The organism is Cutibacterium avidum 44067 (assembly GCF_000367205.1).
Classification (GTDB): domain Bacteria; phylum Actinomycetota; class Actinomycetes; order Propionibacteriales; family Propionibacteriaceae; genus Cutibacterium; species Cutibacterium avidum.
The window spans coordinates 2,224,928-2,243,050 of record NC_021064.1; the positions used below are offsets into that span (position 1 = coordinate 2,224,928).

General features: G+C 64.8%; 12 protein-coding genes. 4 read left to right on the forward strand and 8 right to left on the reverse strand.

Going from position 1 to position 18,123, the window contains the following annotated elements; all coding sequences use genetic code 11:
* Window positions 1-92: 92 nt before the first annotated feature.
* From PALO_RS10205 to PALO_RS12145, 4 genes are all read right to left on the reverse strand, one after another.
* Window positions 93-2,459, reverse strand: a complete 2,367-nt coding sequence (locus PALO_RS10205) for a glycogen/starch/alpha-glucan phosphorylase (RefSeq protein ID WP_015583485.1) — start codon at window positions 2,457-2,459, stop codon at window positions 93-95.
* A 56-nt stretch (window positions 2,460-2,515) separates the two neighbouring features.
* A complete protein-coding gene (locus tag PALO_RS10210; RefSeq protein ID WP_015583486.1) occupies window positions 2,516-3,808 on the reverse strand; it encodes a chloride channel protein in 1,293 nt (430 codons plus the stop codon).
* Between the two features lie 44 nt (window positions 3,809-3,852).
* The gene (locus tag PALO_RS10215) at window positions 3,853-5,310 is read right to left on the reverse strand and encodes an NAD-dependent succinate-semialdehyde dehydrogenase (protein ID WP_015583487.1); all 1,458 of its coding nucleotides are present in this window, start codon (window positions 5,308-5,310) and stop codon (window positions 3,853-3,855) included.
* A 166-nt stretch (window positions 5,311-5,476) separates the two neighbouring features.
* The gene (locus PALO_RS12145) at window positions 5,477-5,926 is read right to left on the reverse strand and encodes a hypothetical protein (protein ID WP_231097122.1); all 450 of its coding nucleotides are present in this window, start codon (window positions 5,924-5,926) and stop codon (window positions 5,477-5,479) included.
* A 207-nt stretch (window positions 5,927-6,133) separates the two neighbouring features.
* On the opposite strand from PALO_RS12145, the gene PALO_RS10225 reads away from it, so the two are divergent.
* Entirely contained in the window at window positions 6,134-6,886 is a 753-nt protein-coding gene (locus tag PALO_RS10225; RefSeq protein ID WP_004810197.1) for an ABC transporter ATP-binding protein, read from the forward strand.
* 2 nt (window positions 6,887-6,888) lie between these two features.
* Window positions 6,889-8,334: an FtsX-like permease family protein gene (locus PALO_RS10230; protein WP_015583490.1), complete on the forward strand. Its 1,446-nt coding sequence runs from the start codon at window positions 6,889-6,891 to the stop codon at window positions 8,332-8,334.
* A 235-nt stretch (window positions 8,335-8,569) separates the two neighbouring features.
* On the opposite strand, the gene PALO_RS10235 is transcribed toward PALO_RS10230, so the two are convergent.
* Complete coding sequence (locus PALO_RS10235; RefSeq protein WP_041710149.1) at window positions 8,570-10,945, reverse strand: YhgE/Pip domain-containing protein; 2,376 nt, start codon at window positions 10,943-10,945, stop codon at window positions 8,570-8,572.
* Window positions 10,942-13,752 (reverse strand): MMPL family transporter, encoded by a 2,811-nt coding sequence (locus tag PALO_RS10240; RefSeq protein ID WP_041710150.1) that lies wholly within the window; start codon window positions 13,750-13,752, stop codon window positions 10,942-10,944. The genes PALO_RS10235 and PALO_RS10240 overlap by 4 nt, the downstream gene beginning before the upstream one ends.
* A 108-nt stretch (window positions 13,753-13,860) precedes the next feature.
* On the opposite strand from PALO_RS10240, the gene PALO_RS10245 reads away from it, so the two are divergent.
* The gene (locus PALO_RS10245; RefSeq protein WP_015583493.1) at window positions 13,861-14,481 is read left to right on the forward strand and encodes a TetR/AcrR family transcriptional regulator; all 621 of its coding nucleotides are present in this window, start codon (window positions 13,861-13,863) and stop codon (window positions 14,479-14,481) included.
* Between the two features lie 94 nt (window positions 14,482-14,575).
* On the opposite strand, the gene galE is transcribed toward PALO_RS10245, so the two are convergent.
* Complete coding sequence (galE, locus tag PALO_RS10250) at window positions 14,576-15,565, reverse strand: UDP-glucose 4-epimerase GalE (protein WP_015583494.1); 990 nt, start codon at window positions 15,563-15,565, stop codon at window positions 14,576-14,578.
* Between the two features lie 184 nt (window positions 15,566-15,749).
* Here galE and PALO_RS10255 point away from each other — a divergent pair, with 184 nt between their 5' ends.
* A complete protein-coding gene (locus PALO_RS10255) occupies window positions 15,750-17,120 on the forward strand; it encodes a sensor histidine kinase (protein WP_015583495.1) in 1,371 nt (456 codons plus the stop codon).
* Between the two features lie 18 nt (window positions 17,121-17,138).
* On the opposite strand, the gene PALO_RS10260 is transcribed toward PALO_RS10255, so the two are convergent.
* Complete coding sequence (locus PALO_RS10260; RefSeq protein WP_187290322.1) at window positions 17,139-18,113, reverse strand: carbohydrate kinase family protein; 975 nt, start codon at window positions 18,111-18,113, stop codon at window positions 17,139-17,141.
* Between the last annotated feature and the right edge of the window lie 10 nt (window positions 18,114-18,123).

Below are 18,123 nucleotides of genomic sequence, written 5' to 3' on the forward strand. Positions count from 1 at the left end.
CGAGGCACGAGTCTCGACACACGAGGAGATGGAGAAGCCGGGCCACCCGTAGGCAGCCCGGCTACCGCCGTCGTCAGTCAGCCGACGCTCGCTCAGTCGATCGGAGCCGGATCCAGCTTCCACACCTGCTCGGCGTAGTCGCGGATGGTGCGGTCCGAGGAGAACCGGCCGGACTGGGTGATGTTCACCCACGCCTTGCGGGCCCAGCCGCGGGCATCGGCATGGTCGGCAGCCATAGCGTCCTTGACGGTGCGGTAGGACTCGAAGTCACCGAGCACGTAGTAGACGTCGGGGCCTTCCCAGCCGGGCTCCATGAGGCTCTGACGCAGGTCGTGGAACCAGCCGGACCCGTTGTCGTCGAGGGTGCCGTCGGTCAGTGCGTCGACGACTCGCTTGAGACCGGGCACGTTCTCGTACTGCCAGCGCGGGTCGTATCCGCGCTTGAGGGAGGGCAGCTGCTTCTCGGTGGCACCGAAGATGTAGGCGTTCTCGTCACCAACGGCGTCGAGGATCTCGACGTTGGCCCCGTCCAGGGTGCCCAGGGTGAGCGCGCCGTTCATCATGAACTTCATGTTCGAGGTGCCCGAGGCCTCCTTGCCGGCCATCGAGATCTGCTCGGAGACGTCGGCGGCCGGGATGATGTGCTCGGCCGGGGAGACGTTGTAGTTGTGGACGAAGACGACCTTGATGCGGCCGTTGATGTCCTCGTCGTCGTTGACCAGGCGAGCCACCTCGTTGATGAACTTGATGATCGCCTTGGCGAGGATGTAACCGGGAGCGGCCTTGGCTCCGAAGACGAAGACCCGCTTGGGGACGTCGAGGGTCGGGTCGTCCTTGAGACGGAAGTACAGATCCAGCACGTAGAAGGCGTTGAGCAGCTGGCGCTTGTACTCGTGCAGACGCTTGATCTGAACGTCGAAGATGGCATCCGGATCGATCTCGACGCCTTCGCGCTCGGCCACCCAGGCCGCGAAGTCGACCTTGTTGGCGTGCTTGATCTCATTGATGCGGTCGTAGACCGAGTCGTCCACGGAATCGGTGTAGTTGGCGAGCACCGAGAGGTCCTTGACCCAGGCGTCGGACCCGGTGACCTCGGTCAGCAGGGCTGCCAGACGCGGGTTGCACTGGTTGAGCCAGCGACGCGGCGTGACGCCGTTGGTCTTGTTGTTGAACCGCTCCGGCCAGATCGCGTGCCACTCCTTGAGGGTCTCGCGCTTGATGATCTCGGTGTGCAGGGCGGCGACACCGTTGATCGAGTAGGAGGCGTAACAGGCGATCCACGCCATCCGCACCTGGTTGCCCGAGACAGGAGCCATGTACTCGATGGTCTGGCCGTCGAGGCCGCGCTTGCCCATGTCCTCACGGAAGCGACGATCGATCTCGCGGACGATCTCGGAGATGCGCGGGAAAATGCGATCGAAGATCTGCATCTCCCACCTCTCCAGGGCTTCAGCCAGCACGGTGTGGTTGGTGTAAGCGAAGGTGTGGGTGACGATCTTCCAGGCCTCGTCCCAGCCCATGCCGTGCTCATCGAGCAGGATGCGCATGAGCTCGGGGATGGACAGCACAGGATGGGTGTCGTTGAGCTGGATCGAGTTGTACTTGGCGAAGTCGGTGAGGTTCTCGCCGTGGTGCTTGACGTAATTGTCAACGATCTCCTGCAGGGAGGCCGAGCAGAAGAAGTACTGCTGACGGACCCGCAGCACCTTGCCCTCGAAGGTGGTGTCGTTGGGGTACAGCACACGGGAGATGTCGGAGGTGCGCTCCCGCTCGACGATGGCGTCGGTGAAGCGCTGGGAGCTGAAGGCCTGGTAGTCGAACTGCTCCATCGGCTCGGCCTTCCACAACCGCAGGGTTCCGACGTTGCGAGTTCCGTAACCGGTGATCGGCATGTCGTGGGGGATGGCACGCACCCACATGTCGGCGTAGCGGACGATGCGCTGCTGCTCCTCGCGGCGGATGACGAAGGGGTAGCCCTCCTCCATCCACGGGTCCGGGTGCTCGGTCTGGAAACCGTTGTCGAAGAGCTGCTTGAACAGGCCGTAACGGTAGAGGATGCCGTAGCCGGTGACGGGTAGTTCCAGGGTGGCACAGGAGTCGAGGAAGCAGGCGGCCAGACGACCGAGGCCACCGTTGCCGAGGGCTGCGTCCGGCTCCTGCTCGAGCACCTGGGACAGGTCGATGCCGAAGCTGGCCAGGGCCTCCCGGGTCTCGTCGACCAGGCCGAGGTTCGACAGGTTGTTGAGCAGGGCTCGTCCCATGAGGAACTCGGCGGAGAAGTAGTGCTCCTGACGTCCTGCCTTGTAGACGGCGTCAGTGGTCTCCCAGTCGCCGGCAATGCGGCCCACGACGGAGGCTGACAGCCCCTGCCACACCTCCATAGGGGTCGACGCGGTGACGGAACGTCCCGAGGTCGATCGCACCTGGAATGCGATTGCTGAAGCCAGATCCTGAGTCATGTGCCCTTCCTTGGTTGGGAGGATCGCCGCGCGGCGGCTGGTACATCCAGGTCAGACTATCGCGAACCTGATGTATTCCCCGGAGCGCGACCGATCCCTCCGTGGAACCCCGGCCCTCGTTTGCCGATGAGGACGAAACCAGCCCACCCGAGCAGCACCGCGACGACAACGACCGGAACACCCAGTGCCCCGGCACGGGTCAGCTCCAGGGCGAAGGCGACCGCGAACAGGGGGGCACGCTGGGTCATGGACAGCACACAACCGGCTCCCACAATGGCCATCATCGTGACCTGGGAGGGGGAATCAATTCCCGCCGCTGCCGCGATGAGAGTGCCGATGAGAGCACCGGATGCCAGGGACGGGGTGAGCAGACCGCCGGCAGCGCCGGACCTCAGAGCCACCGTGGTGGCGAGGATCTTCCCGACGAGCAGAATCGCCAACGTGGCCGGGGCGACGGGGTGGGCCAGTACCAGATTGACGATGACCTGACCGTTTCCGACCACCTGGGGAGCCATGAGGGCGATGGCCGTCACTCCGATCGATCCGAGCGGCACCGTCCACCACAGTCGGGAGGTCACCGGGACGCGACGTTTCATCTCCCCGAAGAGCACGCCCATCCCTGCTCCGATGGGGGTGGCTACTGCGACGAGGAGGACGATCCATCCCAGACCGGAGGGGGTGACCTCGGCCACCGGGGAGCGGTAAATGGGCCGATCATGGTTGAAGATCCAGGCCGTCACCGTCGAGAGCACCGAGATGACGACGGCAATCCCAACCTGTCCCCAACCGCGCCGGGTGCGCAGGTCGGGACGCACCGTCAGTTCCAAGGCATAGAGGGCACCGGCGACCGGCACGTTGTAGACCGACGCCAAACCAGCCCCGGCGGCACTGGCCAACAGCACTCGTCTCGTCGAGCCGTCAACGCGGAATCCGTCGGACAGCCCCTGGGCGGCCAGGGCAGCCATCTGACGAGGCGCGGCCTCTCGGCCCAGGGAGCTTCCCGACCCGACGACGACGAGCTGGGCCAGGGCGTCAACGATGGTTTCGATCGGCCGCAAACGTTTCGGGGAGTCGATGTCAACAGCCTGGCGTACCGAGATGATCGAACCTGACGGACGCGGACGCAACCACCACCACGTCAGGCCCGCGATGACAGCGCCCGCGATCGGGGCGACCAACCGTCGCCACATGACGACCCCGCCGACGCCGGTCGTCGAGGAGGAGAAGGGAGCACCGAAGGCACAGGCCTCGATGAGGTGGGACAGCTCGCCGATGAGGCCACCGATGAGTCCGGACACCAGCCCCGTCAGGAGGACGGCGGTGATGAGTCGGAGACGTGAGGTGCCCACCCGGCAGACGCTACCGTCCCACCCTCGAGATCACGTCCTTTGAGTCACGCCGGAAGAGCGACGTAGATCGTCTCCAGGAATTCCTCAATGCCCTGGTAGGAACCTTCTCGGCCCAGACCGGACTCCTTGACACCACCAAATGGGGCAGCCGCGTTGGAGAAGACACCGAGATTGGCACCGATCATGCCGGTCTCCAGCTTCTGACCCATCCGCAGGATCCGCGCGGTGTCGCCGGTGAAGACGTAACCGGCCAGTCCGACGGGGACGGAGTTGGCGATGGCCAAGGCCTCTTCCTCGGTGCTGAAGGTGGTGATCGGGGCGATCGGTCCGAAGATCTCGGTCTGCATGATCTCGGCATCGGCGGACACACCGGAGAGCACCGTCGGCGGGTAGAACCAGCCCTTGCCCGCAGGGATCTCGCCGCCGCAGCGAACAGTCGCACCGGCCTCTACCGCGGAACGAACCAGGTCGTCGACCTTCTCACGATCCTTCTCGGTGATCATGGGGCCGACCTCGGACTTCTCGTCCAGACCATCCCCGACGGTGAGGCCGGACATCATCTCGACCATCCGGTTGGTGAACTCCTCGGCCACCGACTCGTGGACGATGAACCGGTTGGCAGCGATGCAGGCCTCTCCCATGTTGCGCATCTTGGCGCCCTTGGCACCGGCAATGGCCTGGTCGAGGTCGGCGTCGTCGAAGACGATGAAGGGAGCGTTGCCGCCCAACTCCATCGAGGTGCGCAGCACGTGCTTGGCTGCCTTCTCCAACAGGTTGACGCCAACCCCGGTGGATCCGGTGAAGGAGAGCTTGCGCAGCCGCAGATCCTCCAGGACGGCGTCCGTGACGGCGTGGTCACGACCGGTGATGACGTTGACGACCCCGGCGGGAAGACCGGCGTCGACGAGGGTCTTGGCGAAGAGCAGGGTGGTCAGCGGGGTGGCCGAGGCCGGGCGGATGACCACCGTGCAGCCAGCGGCAAGGGCCGGGGCGATCTTACGGGTGGCCATGGCCAGCGGGAAGTTCCACGGGGTGATGAACAGGCACGGGCCGACGGGTCGCTTGGTGACGAGCTGGCGGATCTTGCCCTCCGGGAGCAGGCCGTAGTCACCGCGAATGCGCACTGCCTCCTCGGAGAACCAACGCAGGAACTCCCCGCCGTAGGCGACCTCTCCGTAGGACTCGGCCAGCGGCTTGCCCATCTCGAGGGTCATGAGCTTGGCGAAGTCGTCCTTGCGCTCGGTGACGAGCTCGAAGGCCTTGCGCAGGATCTCACCGCGCTCACGCGGGGAGGTGTCGGCCCAGGACTCCTGGGCACGGACGGCGGCGTCGAGGGCGTCAGTGCCCTGGTTGACGGAAGCATCGGCGATGGCGACGAGTGACTTCTCGGTGGAGGGGTCGAGGACGTCGAAGGTGCGGGACGCCTCGGCGTCCACCCATTCTCCGTCAATGAGCAGCTGAGAGGGCAGATCTGATGGGAGCGAGCGGTCGTTGGTCGTCATGGACACACCATACGACGGGACCTCGACGATCCGAGGGGTTCGGGGACTGTGCGGTCGGGACCGGTGCCGATGGGGATCTGCCGACGCGGCGGGCCATGGCGAGGCCGATCAAGATTTTTGCCTTTAATCTCTTCTAGTCTCTTCATTGCTCCCGGAGGTGTACCTTTTAATCCAAAGGGACCTTATACATGCCAGGAAGTATATCTGTCGGCTCGCCGATCCATCCGATTCCATTATTTATTACTTGTATTTCACTAGGTTCGCGAATATCTATGGCGAGCATCATTGCCATATGATGAATCGCGTTGTTTGCGGGGTCAATATGATCAAGTACTCTTACGATGGAATCTGGATCCATCGTCTCTATTTTTGGTGGATTCGGGATCTTGTCTCCCCAGTCCTCTACTGGCTCGTAGCGAGCCCTACCGCGCAGGAGGTTACTTTCCTCGATTCTGTACACTACTTGCACTATATCTAATGGGTCACTGACCCAGAATCCCAGTACCATGTTGCGTAGTTCGGATGAGATCTTGAGGTAGTACTTAAAATAATAAATGTAAGCATCGCGTGGAGACATCAATTCCATTGCTACAGCCTCTCGCAGGGCGCCGTACAACAACTAGAGGATAGGGATCTATTCAACTCTGGTCACGGCACCAATCTGAGACAGCGAACAACCCTGCGCGCTGATCTTCTTCCTCGACGCTCCCATGATCATCGGAGCCGAGCCCGTGACACCACCGTTCTCCCACTACAGGAGGACCCTCCAATTCGTCCGCCAGCACGATGTGCGACGAGGGGCCCGGGCAGCACGGTGGATGACATGTTGACGCCAACCCGACCCAACCCTCACGCCGTCGCCGAACCTGTCCCCGGCGCTCACCTCCGCACCCTGGGACTGACGAAGACCTACGGGACGACTCGTGCCCTCGACCACGTCGACATCGCCATCCCGGCCGGCCAGTCGGTCGCCGTCATGGGGCCGTCCGGATCGGGAAAGACCACCCTGTTGCACTGCCTGTCGGGGATCCTCTCGGCCGACTCCGGCAGCATCGAGCTGGGTCTGCCCGACCGCGTCGTCAACGTCGAGAGTCTCTCCAGCGAGGGACGGGCCCAACTGCGTCGCCAGTCCCTCGGGTTCGTCTTCCAGCAAGGAATGCTCGTCCCCGAGCTCACCGCCGTCGAGAACACCGCCCTGCCTCTCATGCTCAATGGCGCCTCTCGGTCCCAGGCCGTCGGGTACGCCGTCCAGTGGCTGAGCTCGATGGGACTGGGAGGCATGGAGGAACGACGCATCGGTCAACTCTCCGGCGGCCAAGCGCAGCGAGTGGCCATCGCCCGATCCCAGGTCATCGACCCGGCGATCGTCTTCGCCGACGAGCCCACCGGAGCCCTCGACTCGGCCACTGCCGTCGAGGTGATGTCCATCCTGCTCTCGGCGACGACCGGGAGGGGACGCACCCTCATCGTCGTCACCCATGACGAGGGCGTCGCCCGCCGCTGTCAGCGCATCCTGCGCCTGCAGGACGGCCGGATCGTCTCCGACGAGATGCGCCATTCCGACGGGAGGTGGTGACCATGACCACGAAGTCCACCATTGAACCGGGAACCGCGGATCAGCAGATCCCGTCGATCTCCGTCCCCGAACCACTCGCGACCAAAGCGGGACGCCCGGCGACCTCGTCGATCCTCAGCATGACCCTGCGCACCTCGGCCGCTGATCACTCGACCTGGCGGCTGCCGGTGGTCGCCTTCGCGGTCATCACGACGATCATCCTCGACGTCACCGGCGGTGCCGTCATGATGTGGCACCTGCCCGGTGAGAATGCCTCCTTCTACAAGCTGACCTCGTCAATCGCCGTCATCCTGCTGGTGTTGCCGCTGATGACCCTGGCCTCCTCGGCCGCGCGGTTGTCCGCCCGACGTCGCGACGATCGGCTGTCCTCCTTGCGTCTCATCGGGGCGTCATCCCATCTGTTGCGGGTGGTCACACTGGTCGAGGCAGGCCTGCAAGCTCTCGTCGGGTCCCTGCTCGGCATCGTCGGCTACCTCATCTGCGTGCCCCTACTGGGACGACTGTCCTTCAACGGCAGCCAGATCGGTGCGGGCTCGGTCCTGCTCGGGCCCGCTCCGGTGGCCGGGGCCATCCTGGCCCTGGTACTCCTCGCCCTTATCAGTTCCGCCATTGGTCTGAGACGGGTCGACGTCTCTCCCCTCGGAGTGCGAATGCGCAGTCAGCCTCGCTCGGTGTCATGGGTTCGGCTGGCCATCGGGGGAGCCATCGTCTTCGTCCTCGTCTCCTCGAAGGCTGTACTCAGCGTCCTCGGACGTCAGACCGGCGTCGTCGGTGTGTACGTCTTCCTCGCCATCCTGCTGGGAGCCGTCGTCGAGCTCGCCAACATCATCGGCCCCAAGCTGTTGTCGATGTACTTCAAGCACCGCCTCAACAAGGCCAGGAATGCCACCGATCTGGTCGCTGCCCGTCAGGTGCTGGAGAACCCGCGGGCTGCCTGGACCCAGGTCGCCTCCCTGGGAGCGGTGTGCGTGGTGGGAATGCTCGCAGGAACCGGGGCCGCCATGATGCAGGCGGCGGGCAACGGCACCAGCGCCGACCCTGCTGCCCAGATCATCGGGCAGGACCTGCAGACCGGCACCATCCTGCTCATTGTCTTCGCCTTCGCCACGGTGGCCTGCTCGGTGGGCGTCAACCAGGCCTCTGCGATTCTCGACCGCCGCTCGGTCGAGGTGGGTCTGGACATCGTCGGGATGGATCTGGCCACCCAGGACAAGGTGCGACGGATCACCGTCATCTCACCAATGAGGTTCGCCATGGTGACAGGCCTGGTCGCCACGGGACTGCTGATCGTCCCGATGGTGGGGGTGGCCCTCGTCCTGAGGCCGGTGACGATCCTCGTGACGGTCGGCACCATTCTCATCGGTGCAGGCATGGTGCGGCTGGGTCTGTGGGCGACCCGTCCGACCCTGAACCGGGTGCTTGCCGACGGGCTGGCTCGGACCGAGTGAGAGAAGACCCGACAAGACCGGACCTGGCGAGGGGCGAGGTGGTCTCGACGACCAGCTCCGCTGCTCGTCGTCGGGGCCTTCCTCAATCCCCTCCATGCCGAATCGCCACACCTCGTCGATCCAACCCCTCCGCACCGAGCGGATCCGGCTGGTCACTGCAACGACACTGGCCAGAACGGCAAGACTCGCGAGGAGGGGTTTGTTCATGGTGCCACTCTAGATCGCTGCCGCACGCTCAGGCTGCGCTGGCGGCCAGCAGTTCCCTGACACTGGTCTGACGCCGTCGCGCCACTGCGAGCAGACTGGCGATGAGGGCCGCCACCGCCCATATGACAACGGCCAGCAGGGATCCGAAGCTGGGATTGTTCCCGGCCACCACAGCCCGCTCCGCCTGCAAAGCAGGTCGCAGCGGGGAGATGGCGTCGACCCAGTGCACCGGGGAGGGGACGGTGCTCGCCAGCCCGGCAGCAACACTCGCCGTCACCAGGACGACGCTGATGAGCCGCCCCAGGCCATGCAACCAAGCGGCCAGGGCGTGGTTGATCAGGCCGAACATCGCCCCGATGAGGAGCAGCAATCCTCCCAATCCGATCGACCGTGGTACCGAGAGACCCAACACCACCCCGCCGATGACCGCCAGGCCAATACTCACCGCGACGGTCACGATGGCGCCGACCGACATCGTCCGGGCCAGCAGGCCCAGGGTCGAGCGCGCGGAGCTCAGCGCCCGCGAGGGAACTGTGCGAGCCACCAGCCAGGTCGCCAGAGCAGCGATCCAGGCACCAAGGATGAGCAGAACCGCCACCGCGGCCACCGAGGTCGCAATGGCAGGCCCATCCCCATTGACGGGAGCGGACACGACGTCAGCCAGCTTGGTGCGGTCATTCTGAGAGTAGGTCGGCACCTTCTTGGTCCCGGCCGCAAGCTCACCGGAGAACTTTCCAGTGCCGTCGGTGAGTCTCTGGGCCCCACCGTTGAGTTTCGTCATCCCGGACGCAAAGGTGCCGACCCCCGCGGAAGCCTTCCTCACCCCGTCAGAGAGGTGATTCACACCGCCGACGTACTGATTGACCCCCTGCTCGAGCTCCGAGGTCGAGGCGGCCGCCTTGGAGGCCCCGCCGGTGTAGGCGTCAACACCATTGGCGAAGGTCACAGCCCCCGCGGAGAGCTTGGCCCCGCTTTCCTTGAGTTGCTGGGACTTGGCGGCCAAGGTCTGGGCGCCAGTGGCGGTCTGATGGATGCCATCTCGCAGCTGGGCAACCTGGCCGACCACCTTGGGCAGTCCGGTACGTATCTCGACCGTGAACTTGTCGACACCCTGGGACAGCTGCGAGGAGCCGTCAGCCAGCTGGTCGATGCCGTCGTCGATGCTCATGCCGGAGTTGGGGTCCTTGACGGACATCGCCTTGACGGCCACCGCCGATCCAGCCCTCACCCCGAGGGCGTACCCGTCGGTCATGGCGTCGCGGACGAGGGGCCGCAGGTTCTGGCAATCCTGTGCGGTGTGCCTCTGGGTGCAGCGTGCCATGAAGTCCGCCTCACCCTTGGACAAGGACTCCTTCTTGAGTTCGGCGGTCTTCTCCCCGGAGGCGTACTGACGAATCTCGGTGCGATATCCGACCAGGCCATCGGTGAATTGGTCGATGCCGTCCGCTAATTGGCTTGCCCCGTCGGTGAGCTGGTTGAGCTGGGAGGTGTCGATCTTGCCGGTGGCCGCGCTGACCTTCTGGTCCATCGTCGTCAGGCCGGCGGACAGCTGACCGATTCCGTCGACGACCTTGCCGGTGCCATCGGTGTAGGTCGCCACCCCGCTGGCCAGACCGTTCGCACCGTAACTGAGCTGTTTTCCCTTGTCGGACAGGATGTTGAGACCACCCGAGAGCTGGGAGACGCCGTCGGTGAGCTTGCCGCCACTGGTCTTCAGCTGCTGGGCTCCCCCGCTGAGCTTCGTCATGCCAGCGGCCAGGGTTCCCGCCCCGGCGGCTGACTTCTTCGTGCCGTCGGCAAGTTTCGTCGCCCCGTCATCGAGCTTGGCCGCGGCGTCGGCCATCTTGCCCATCTGCTGGGCGAAGCGGTTGAAGCCGATGTAGACGTTCTCGAGGTACCCCGAGGTCAGGGTGGTGTTGAGGGAATGCCGCGCCACCTGAGCGGTGAGGGCCGCGATGGTGGTGTCGGAGACCGGGGAGGTTTGGGAGGTGGTGACGTCGATGAGGGCTGGCTTGGCCTTGGCCGCGTCATTGGCGGAGTAGGAGGTGGCGTCGGACGAGAAGGACTCCGGGATCGTCACGACCGCCGAGTAGGTGCCGTCTCGCAGCCCCTTGGCGGCCCCGTCGGCGTCGGTCAAGGTCCAGTCGACGGTGTGGCCGTCAGTGGTGTGAGAGCCAGAATCGACCAGTTCCGCGGTGAGCTGGCGTCCGATGGGAACCAGTCGTCCACCGACCTCGACGGCCTTGTCCTCGTTGACAACCGCCGCCTTCACCTGGCCCAGCCGGTCAGTGGTCCGCCAGGTGGTGCCGACCAGGCCGGCCACCACCACCAACGGTACGAGGATCAGGGCGACCACCGCCGGCCACCGCAACCTGATCGTGGAGTGGGAACGTTCGGTCATCATCGGGTACCTCCGAGGGATGGCTCGGGTTGGTGTTCGGTCAGGTCATGAACGGCCTGTGGCTCCAGCCAGTCAATGCGGCCGGCACGCTGGGCTCCCAGGATCACGGCGGCCTCACCGGCCTGATTCACCTCGACAATGAGGGATTCCAGCTGGTCGCGGTGGGACTGCTCGACGATCTGATCAGCGTGGTCAATGAGGAACAGACGCGGTGGGCGTCGCGGCGGATGGGTGAGGGCTGCTGCGGCTGCCTGCAGTTCCTCGGTGAGGTTCTTGTCGGCGGCATCGATGAGCCATGCCACCCGACGCACCACGGAGGCCCGCTCGGGGAGGAGACGGCCGCCCGACCTCATCCGACCGTGGTCGATGGCAAGTCGTCCCCCGGCCGCCAGCAGCACGGCCGTGACCGAGCCCGGTGACCCCACGACGGCCTGCACCTCATGTGGCTCGACGTGCAGGTCGAGGTCAGCGAAGAGACCATCGACCCCGATCCCCTCGGCGTGCAGGGCCTCGGTGTGGTCAGGGGTGGGCCATTCGGCGAGTCTCTCCTCGTGGGCAATCCCCTCCCCCTCGATGTCGAAGCGGGGCAAGCGGCGATCCAGCCATCCGGGCAGCCACCAGGCCTTGTCACCGAGCAGGGCCATGCCGGCCGGGACGAGGGTCATTCGCACCAGGAAGGCGTCGGCGAGAATGCCGATGGCCAGGGCCAGGGCGATCTCCTTGATGGCGTTCATGCCTTCTGGGACGAAGAAGGCGAAGACCGAGAACATGATGACGGCTGCTGCCGTGACGACCTTGCCCGAACCGATGAAGCCCCTGATGACGGAACCACTGGCGTTGCCGGTGTGGACGTACTCCTCGCGCATTCGCGACACCAGGAAGACCTCGTAATCCATGGCCAGACCAAAGAGAATGCCCATGACGACGATCGGCATGAAGGAGATGATCGGGACTGGACGGTCGAGGTTGACCACCGACAGGCCGATGCCTCGGTTGAAGACCAACTGCGCAGCTCCGAAGGCAGCCAGCACTGAGAGCAGATAGCCGACAGTCGCCTTGATGGGGACCGCGATCGACCGGAACACCACCGTCAACAGCACCAGACACAGCCCGACGACGAAGACTCCGAAGGGCAGCAGGGCGGCTCCCAGACGGTCGGAGACGTCGAGTTTGATGGCCGTCAGTCCGGTGACGGCGGTGTCGACCCCGTACTCGTCATGCCATTCGGCCTTGTGGTCGCGCAATTCGCGGACCAGGTTGTTGGTCGCCTCGTCGGTGGGACCCGTGGTCGGCAGCACCTGGACCATGGCGGTGTCGGCGTTCTGGTTCGGTACTGCCAGAGCGACGGTGTCGACGCCGGGGAGCTTCTCGATGTCGGCCTTGAGCCCGTTGACGATCTTCATCGGGTCGGTGGAGGTGACGATGTCGGCGGTGACGATGACCGGGCCATTGAATCCCGGCCCGAACTTCTTCTCCAGGGCGTCGTAGGTCTGCCGGGCCGTGTTGTCTGCGGGCAGTTCTGCGGCGGTGGGCAGGCCGAGGTGGAGGTCCTTCATCGGAACGGCCAGCGCTCCCAGACCCACCACGACGACGAGGATGGTCGCCAGCGGGAAGCGGGTGACGGTGCGTACCCACCACCCGAAGATGCCGCCGGAACGTTCCCCCTTACCAACCGCTTTGGTACCGGTTGACGGTGTCTCCGTGCCGGCTGTGGCATCGTCGTTCCTGCTCGCTCTGGCTGTCACCTGGGCTGGTTTCGACCCCCGTCCGCGACGAGATTTCCGCGGACGCAGTCTCTCCCCCATCAGGCCCATGAAGGCCGGCAACATCGTCAGGGCGATGACGACGGCGAGAGCGACGCCGACGGCGGCGAAGACGCCCATGACGGTGAGGAAGGGGATCTTGGCGATGGCCAACCCGATGAGAGCGATGACGACCGTCGTCCCGGCGAAGACAACGGCCGACCCCGACGTCGCGACGGCTCGAGCAGCCGATTCCTGCACCTCGAAGCCGTCACGCAACTGATCGCGGTGGCGGGAGAGGATGAACAGGGCGTAGTCGATCCCGACGGCCAGCCCCAGCATGACGGCGAGCATCGGGGTGACGGAGTTGACCGTCGTGAACCGGGTGAGGATCGCCATGATCGCGTAGGTGATGCCCACCCCGAGGACGGCTGTGATGATCGGCATCCCGGCTGCCACCAAGGATCCCAGGGTGACGGCGAGGACGACGAGGGCCACCCCGACCCCGATGACCTCGGTGATCGACAGGGAGGGCAGCATCGCCTCGAAGGCCTGGCCACCGACATAGACATGTGATCCCGACGGCAGGTCGGCCTGGATCTCGTGCCCCAGCCGTTGCAGATCATCACGTCCGGAGTCGGGAAAGGTCACCGAGCTGACCTGCCCCAGTTCAACCTGAATGACGGCCGCGGTGTGATCCTTGTTGATCATCCCGGTGACGTGCTTGTTCCAGGGCGAGGTCGCCCCCGTTACGTCCTTGAGGTCCCTGAGCTCCTCGACACCTCTCTCGATCCGGGAACGAATGGGTTTCGACGAGATGTCGGTGCCATCGGGCACGGTGATGACGACGTTGGCGCTCAACGCGGAGGCCTGCGGGAAGGTCACCTGGAGGTTGTCGTAGGCCACCTGGGAGGGGGCGCCCGGGATGGTGAAGGAGTCGTCGTATTCGCTCTGCAGGGCGACCATCCCCACCCCGAGCAGGACCAACAGGCCCAGCCACAGGGCGACAACGGTCTTGGCCCTGCGGAAGCAACACTCCCCGACATCGTGAAGGAAGGAGGACATCATCACCCCGCAATGAACTCGCCCGAGCACCACTCGATACAATTTTGTATTCGATGCAGTATCGTATCCGATACACTGTCGTATTCAACCCGCGAGGCCTCCAGGAACGTCATGTCCACCACCACAGTCTCTGCTCGTCGCGCAGTCACCCAGGCACGACTGGCCGACGCCGCTGTCGCCGTCTTCGCCCGCAAGGGGGTACCGGGGTCGACCGTCGAGGAGATCTGCGAGGAGGCCGGGTTCACCCGCGGAGCGTTCTACTCGAACTTCGATTCCAAGGACGAGCTGTGCATGGCGGTGTTGAGCCGCTACGCCGAGAAGAATCTGGCTGTCCTCAGCTCCTCCTTGGACTTCCCCAATGACGGCCAGGACGTCCTGCGGGATCGAATCCACGACATCATCGCCCTCTTCTCGTCGGCGGTCGGCTCGGACCCGACGACGGTTGTGGCGATCCTGGAGATCACCCTCGAGGCAACACGAAATCCACAACTGCGGGAGGCATACCAACACGTCGAGGCAGCCATTTCTCCCGCCCTGCGCGAGATGGTGGAACGAGCCCTGCGCGACCACGACGTCACGACGACGATCAGCGTCAACGACCTCATCGAGGTCACCCGCGCGGTCTTCGACTCCCGGGTGCTGGCGACCATGGCGTCAGGGCGAAAGGCCGACATCGACCGGATGACCAACCAGCTGACGACGATGGTGCTGGCCTTCATCCGTCCACTCTGACACCGTCACATCGCCCCCGGAATCACGCAGCCCGGGAAAACACCACCGGCCCCGCACGAGTGCGAGGCCGGTGACGGGTCGAGGGTTCGGGAGATCAGTAGCCCAAGATCTTCTTGCGCTCAGGCACCCATGCGATGGCGTCACGAATACCGTCGGCCGGAGTCAGTTCCGCGCTCCAACCCAGCAGGTCCTTGGCCCGGCTGGACACGGTGTAGGCCCCTGCGACGTCGCCGGGGCGCGGCGGACCGTAGACGACATTGAGAGGCTTGCCGGTGCCCTCCTCGAAGGCCTTGACGAGCTCCTTGACGGTGACGCCGTTTCCGGTGCCGATGTTGAACACCTGGTAGGGATCATCGGTCGTGACCTCGTCGAGGTGTTCCAGGGCGGCGACGTGGGCACGGGCGAGGTCCCAGACGTGGATGAAGTCCCGGATGCCCGAACCGTCACGGGTGGGCCACTCAACACCGGTGACGGTGAAGGTGGAGTCCTCCATCCAAGCGTCGATCATCTTGCCGAGCACGTGGGTCGGGTGCTCGATCTGCTGGCCGGTGCGCAGCTTCGGGTCCGAACCGATCGGGTTGAAGTAGCGCAGGCTGAGGGCCTTGAGGTCGGAGGAGTGGGCGGCGTCACGCAGGATGAACTCCACCATGAACTTGGTGGTCGCGTAGGGGGAACCGGGGTCCAGGGCGGACTGCTCGGTCACCTTGAATTCTTCGTCGGTGGCATAGATCGAGGCGGAGGAGGAGAACAGGATGCGGTGCACACCGTTGCGCTCCATGCCCTTGAGCAGGGCGACGGTCTTGCCGACGTTGTTGTCGTAGTAGGTCAGCGGCTCATCAACCGACTCCGGGACGATGATCTTAGCCGCGCAGTGCACGACAGCGTCGATCTGGTTCTCGGTGAAGACGCGGTCGAGCAGGTCCTGGTCAGCGATGTCGCCCTCGTAGAAGGTGCGGTCGCGGACAAACTCGCGGCGTCCCGCGGACAGGTCGTCCAGGACGACGACCTCGTGGCCTGCCTCCTCGCATGCCGAACCGACCGTCGATCCGATGTAACCGGCCCCGCCGGTGATGAGAATCTTCATGGGAACCTTCCGTGTCGCCGTGATCGTCAGTCCCAAGTCTAGGGGGCGGCTCACCGACCCAGCCTGCGGGCGAGCTGTGTGTGGCGAAGTGGTCACCGACCGTGCGCGTTGCCATTCCACACACCGTCACCCGACATCAGAAACCAATCCACCATGGTTGGACGGTCTTCCTAGACTGGCGGTCATGGAGGAGACCGGATCGCAGACCTCGACCACGGACAACCGTTCCAACGGATCCCTCGGATCCGGTGTGCGTGCCCGCCTCAACCGGTTCAACCCGACCCGCAACAACGTCCCGCAGATCTCCATCCCCGGCATGGAGGAGGTGCTGGACCCCAAGCTCGACGACGGTCGTCCGGCAGACACCGAACGGGCCTGGTGGGGAGACGTCACCCTCACCCTCGTGATGGCCGTGGTGACGATCGTCCCCTATCTCGTCAGCCTGGTCGAACGACCCCATCCCGAGTACGCCGCGGCCCTCGTCTCCTCCATGATCATGGTGGCCTCGCTGCCGATGCGCCGTGATCATCCCCTGCTCATGATGACCCTGGTGGCCCTCGGCGGGGCCATCCAATTCATCTTCGTGCCCTTCCCGGTACTGAGCATCTTCATCGTCCCCATCGCCTCCTACTCGGTGGCCAGATGGGTGGACGGCCACCAGTCTCGCTGGGTGTTGTGGGTCGGAGCGCTGGGTTCGGTGATCGGCCCGATGAGATGGCAGCTCACCATCGCCGCTGGATATGACCCCACCTCGGGGACGCCGTGGGTGCTGCTGATCCTTGCGATGGCGGTCTGTGCCGGCTTGGTCCTGACCCCCTACGCGGTGGGACGACGACTGCGCGAGTCCGCCCTCATCGACTCCCAACAGCGCATCGCCAAGGCCCAACGCTACCGAGCCATCCTCGCTGAACGTGAGCAGCAGGCCAGGGTCGCCGAGGAACGCACCCGCAACGAGATCGCCCGCGAGCTCCACGATATCGTCGCCCACTCACTGTCGGTCATGATCGTGCAGGCGGAGGGCGGCAAGGCCTTGGCGACGAAGAAGCCGGAGAAGGCCCCCGAGGTCCTCGACACCATCGCCGAGACCGGTCGCGAGGCCCTCGTCGAGATGCGTCGCATCGTCGGGGTGCTGCGACAGGACACCGACGCCGACTACTCCCCCTCCCCCGGGCTGGCGGAGATTCCCGAGCTCGTCGAGAAGTCTGGGGTGAAGGTCACCTTCACCGTCACGGGACAGGAGCCGGTCGTCTCCCAGGCCCTCGGTCTGGTGGCCTACCGAGTCGTCCAGGAGGCCCTCACCAACGTCCTCAAACACGCTGGCCCGGGCGCTCACGCCTCAGTGACCTTGGCCTATTCGCCAACCGCAATCCATGTGGAGATTGTCGACGACGGGTATGGAGACGCCGTCCAGGGAGACGGGCGCGGCCACGGGCTGCAGGGCATGCGTGAGAGGGTGACGTCGATGGGCGGACGACTGTCCGCGGGGCCTCGCAAAGAGGGCGGGTTCTGCGTCATGGCGAAGCTGCCAGTCCAGGCTGACTCCCGCCAGAGATGAGCTCTGTTCCGTAACCACTCACCGCAACAGTTCAGCAAGGAACCCGAACCGCTCTGGGTCTCGCGGTATCCAGGCGAGTAGATCCTCAGGTGTGAGCGGATCCGTGGTCCCGTGCGCTCGCGACGTGACGATGGCTCCCACCAGGGCTGCAACATCGAGCTTTCGGGCCAACGAGACCTGCCATTCCCAGCTCCAGGCCAGGCCAGCCACGGTGGCGTCTCCGGCACCTGTGGTGTTGACCGGATCAATGGCCACTGCCGGAACATGGGCCTCCTCACCAGTGCGGGAATCCACACCGACGATCCCGTCGCCGCCACATGTGACGATGACGACCGGCACGTGCTCGGCGAGGGATCGCGCCGCCCGCACCGGATCGTCGGTACCGGTCAGTTGCATCGCCTCAGCTGCGTTAGGCGTGTAGCAGGTACATCCCGACACCGCCTCGAGCACCCCGGATTCCTGCCCCTCCTCAAATCCATGGTCTGCAATCACCGGGATTCCGGCATCGGCGGCTTCGTACAGCCAGACGTCAGCGGGAATCGAGACATGGGTGACTACTGCGTCGACTCCGTCAAGACTAGGAGCGGGGAAAGGGACTGGCAACGCCGTTTCTACGGTCGTCATAGCCCGCTCGGTGCCACACGCCTGGCTCATCGTCACCGGGAGCGCCCAGCCCGGATTGATCGGGCTCTGGGCCAGATCGATGCCCCAGTCGATCAATTCACGACGACACATCTGCGAGTTGAGGTCGTCACCTAGACCCGTGAGCAATTGCACCCGTGCTCCCAGGCTTGCTGCAATCCGAGCCGTGTTGGCAATCCCACCCCACGTGGCGACGAAGTCCGTGCCGTAGCGTTCCTCCCCCAACGCAGGCAGCCGCCCGATTCCAGAGATGACGAGGTCGCGGTACGTAATACCTGCGGCGAGCAGCCGAGGATGGCGGTTGACGGGCATGGGCATAGCTCCTGTGCGCGATTGGTCGTCCCCCAGCATAAGCAACTCC